Consider the following 3154-nt stretch of genomic DNA (forward strand, 5'->3'; position numbering starts at 1 on the left):
GGCGGAACGGCGAGGTGCCCGTCGCCGCCGCGCAGAGCAGCGCGCCGAGCGACCACAGGTCGGAGGCGGGTCCCGCGTCGCCGCCCTGCATCCGCTCCGGCGCCGTGTACTCCGGGGTGCCGATGAAGACCCCGGTCCGGCTGAGCGTCGTGGCCCCGGGGAGGCTGGCGATGCCGAAGTCGGTGAGCACCGCCCTGCCGGTGTCCTTCTCCAGGAGGACGTTGGCGGGTTTCACGTCCCGGTGCAGGACGTTGCGGGCGTGGGCGGCGGACAGGGCGTCGAGCAGGTCGAGCCCGAGCCGCGCGGTCTCGCGCGGGGACAGGACCTCGCCGGCGGCGAGCCGGTCGGCGAGCGAGCCGCCGTCGACCAGCTCCATCACCAGGGCCGGCTGCCCCTGGTGCTCGACGACGTCGTGGACGACGATCACGTGCGGGTGGCGGACCTGGGCGACGACCCGGGCCTCCCGCAGGGCGCCCGCCGGATCGGCGTCGGAGCCGAGCGCGAGCGTCTTGACGGCGACCGGGCGCCCGAGCAGCTCGTCGGTGGCCCGCCGGACGACGCCCATGCCGCCCTGGCCGAGCCGCTCGCCGAGGCGGTACCGCCCGCCGATCAGCTCCGGATCGGCCTGTTCCGGCCCGTTGTACGACACCACTCGCTCCCCCCGTCCGCCGTCCGCCGGACACGGACATGATGCCGCAGTGCGTCCGCGCACGGCGAGGGCCGCACCCCCTCGGTGGGGGTGCGGCCCTCGCTCCGCGCGCGTCCGGGATCAGACGGCGAGCTCGACCGTGATGTTGCCGCGGGTCGCCTTGGAGTACGGGCAGACCTGGTGGGCCTTCTCGATCAGGCTCTTGGCGGTCTCGGCGTCCACGTTCGGGATGGTCGCCGAGATCTTGACGATGATGCCGAAGCCGTCGTCGTTCTTGCCGATGCCGACCTCGGCGGTGACCGTCGAGCCGGACACGTCGGCGTTCTCGTTGCGGGCGACGACGCCGAGCGCGCCCTGGAAGCAGGCGCTGTAGCCGGCCGCGAAGAGCTGCTCGGGGTTGGTGCCCGCGCCGGAGCCGCCCATGGCCTTGGGCGGGTTCACGACGACGTCGAGCTGACCGTCGTCGGTGGCGACACGGCCGTCACGGCCGTTCTCGGCGGTGGCGACGGCGGTGTAGAGGACGTCGGACTGCTGGATCGACATGCTGGTGTCTTCCTTGTTCGTTCCGCCGACGACTCGCGCCCACGATCGCGACGGCTGAGGGAAGACTAGCGGGTCGCCGAGACGATCATCTTTCCGGTGTTGTCGCCGCGCAGCAGGCCGAGGAAGGCGTCCACGCCGTTCTCGATGCCCTCGACGAAGGTCTCGCGGTGCTTCAGCTCGCCCGAGGCGAGCCAGCCACCGACCTCCTGGACGAACTGGTTCTGCAGGCCGTAGTGGTCGCCGACGAGGACGCCCTGGAGCCGGAGCCGCTTGCCGATGATCATCGCCATGTTGCGCGGGCCCGGGACCGGCTCGGTGTCGTTGTACTGGGCGATCATGCCGCAGATGGTGGCGCGGCCGTGCACGTTGAGCGAGGAGATCGCGGCTTCGAGGTGGTCCCCGCCGACGTTGTCGAAGTAGACGTCGATGCCGTCCGGGGCGGCCTCGCGGAGCTGGTCCTTGACCGGGCCGTTCTTGTAGTTGAAGGCGGCGTCGAAGCCGAGCTCCTCGACGAGGAACTTGACCTTCTCGTCGGAGCCGGCGGAGCCGATGACGCGCGAGGCGCCCTTGAGCTTCGCCATCTGGCCGACCTGGCTGCCGACGGCACCGGCCGCGCCGGAGACGAAGACGGCGTCGCCCTCCTTGAAGGAGGCGACCTCGAAGAGGCCCGCGTAGGCCGTGAGGCCGGTCATGCCGAGCACGCCGAGGTACGCGGAGAGGGGCGCGAGCGCCGGGTCGACCTTGGTGGCGTGCTGGGCCGGGACGTCGGCGTACTCGCGCCAGCCGAGGCCGTGCAGGACGTGGTCGCCGACGGCGAAGCCCTCGGCGTTGGAGGCGACGACCTCGCCGACCGCGCCGCCGTCCATGGGCCGGTCGAGCTGGAAGGGCGGGATGTACGACTTCACGTCGTTCATCCGACCGCGCATGTACGGGTCGACGGAGAAGTGCAGGTTGCGCACGAGGATCCGGCCCTCGGCGGGCGCGGCGACCGGGGTCTCGCGCAGGGCGAAGTCCGCCGGCACGGGCCAGCCGTGCGGACGGGCGACGAGGTGCCACTCACGGCTGGACGCGGGAAGAACGGACATGAGCACGGCCTCCAGGCAAAGCTTGACATCACAAAAGATTCACTGACTGAAACAACCATGCGCCTTGATATTTCATGTTGTCAAGCATCTGGGTAGACTGGGCCCCATGGCCACCTCACGCACGGACCCCCTGACCCTCGAAGTCGTCGAGCTGATCGGCACGGTCGTGGCGCGCTACTACGAGGAGTACGAGCAGGCGGCCGCGCAGCACGCGCTGACCGGCGCCCAGGCCCGCGTCCTCGGCCTGCTCTCGCTCGACCCGCTGCCGATGCGCCGCATCGCCCAGAAGCTGAAGTGCGAGCCCTCCAACATCACGGGGATCGTCGACCGCCTGGAGGCCCGCGGCCTGGTCGAGCGCCGGCCCGACCCGGACGACCGGCGGGTCAAGCTGGCCGTCCCCACGGACGAGGGCCGGGACACCGCCCGCCGGCTCCGCGAGTCCCTGGACTTCGCGCGCGAGCCGCTCGGCGAGCTGACCGAGGCCGAGCGGACCCTGCTGCGGGACCTGCTGAAGCGCATGCTGGGCGTGGACGCGGCGTAACGCCCCTCTACACGCACCACCAGAGGAAGCGGGTGCAGGTCGGCGTCGGGCTGGGCGTCGGGGTCCGGCTCGGCGTGGGGCCGGTGGTCGCGGGCGCGGCCGTGCCGGGCGTTCCCGAGCCGGTCGGCGTCGGGCCGCTCGCCGTCGTGGACGCGGTAGCGGTCGCGGTGGGCGTGGCGGAGGGGGACGCCGGGCCGGTGGTCGTCGGCGCGGCGGTGGGGGCGCCGCCGGTCCCCTGACCGGTACCGGTACCGGAGCCGACACCTGTTCCCGTAGCCGTACCGGAGCCCGTGCCCGCCCCCGAGCCGGATCCCGATCCCGAGCCCGAGCCCGAGC

Annotated in this window: 5 protein-coding genes; 2 read left to right on the forward strand and 3 right to left on the reverse strand. The window is 72.4% G+C overall.

The window, feature by feature from the left end; translation table 11 throughout:
* The 3 genes from CCN56_RS31170 to CCN56_RS31180 all read right to left on the reverse strand — a co-directional run.
* Positions 1-649, reverse strand: a 649-nt coding sequence (locus CCN56_RS31170; protein WP_256962267.1) for a serine/threonine-protein kinase, incomplete at its 3' end; no start/stop codon positions are given.
* Positions 650-769: 120 nt separating this feature from the next.
* The gene (locus CCN56_RS31175; RefSeq protein WP_086831271.1) at positions 770-1192 is read right to left on the reverse strand and encodes an organic hydroperoxide resistance protein; all 423 of its coding nucleotides are present in this window, start codon (positions 1190-1192) and stop codon (positions 770-772) included.
* Positions 1193-1257: 65 nt separating this feature from the next.
* Positions 1258-2277: an NADP-dependent oxidoreductase gene (locus tag CCN56_RS31180; protein WP_086831272.1), complete on the reverse strand. Its 1020-nt coding sequence runs from the start codon at positions 2275-2277 to the stop codon at positions 1258-1260.
* A 106-nt stretch (positions 2278-2383) separates the two neighbouring features.
* On the opposite strand from CCN56_RS31180, the gene CCN56_RS31185 reads away from it, so the two are divergent.
* Entirely contained in the window at positions 2384-2818 is a 435-nt protein-coding gene (locus tag CCN56_RS31185) for a MarR family winged helix-turn-helix transcriptional regulator (RefSeq protein WP_086831273.1), read from the forward strand.
* 32 nt (positions 2819-2850) lie between these two features.
* Positions 2851-3057 carry a hypothetical protein gene (locus tag CCN56_RS43545; RefSeq protein WP_179200047.1) on the forward strand — a complete coding sequence of 69 codons (207 nt, stop codon included), beginning with the start codon at positions 2851-2853 and terminating at the stop codon, positions 3055-3057.
* Positions 3058-3154: the final 97 nt, after the last annotated feature.

Source organism: Streptomyces sp. NRRL B-24572 (assembly GCF_002156145.1).
Classification (GTDB): Bacteria; Actinomycetota; Actinomycetes; order Streptomycetales; family Streptomycetaceae; genus Streptomyces; species Streptomyces vietnamensis.

What these genes read in the sequence shown, in the direction of transcription:
- CCN56_RS31175 (WP_086831271.1), bottom strand. Translation starts at nt 1,192, where the DNA reads ATGTCGATCCAGCAGTCCGACGTCCTCTACACCGCCGTCGCCACCGCC.
- CCN56_RS31180 (WP_086831272.1), bottom strand. Translation starts at nt 2,277, where the DNA reads ATGTCCGTTCTTCCCGCGTCCAGCCGTGAGTGGCACCTCGTCGCCCGT.
- CCN56_RS31185 (WP_086831273.1), top strand. Translation starts at nt 2,384, where the DNA reads ATGGCCACCTCACGCACGGACCCCCTGACCCTCGAAGTCGTCGAGCTG.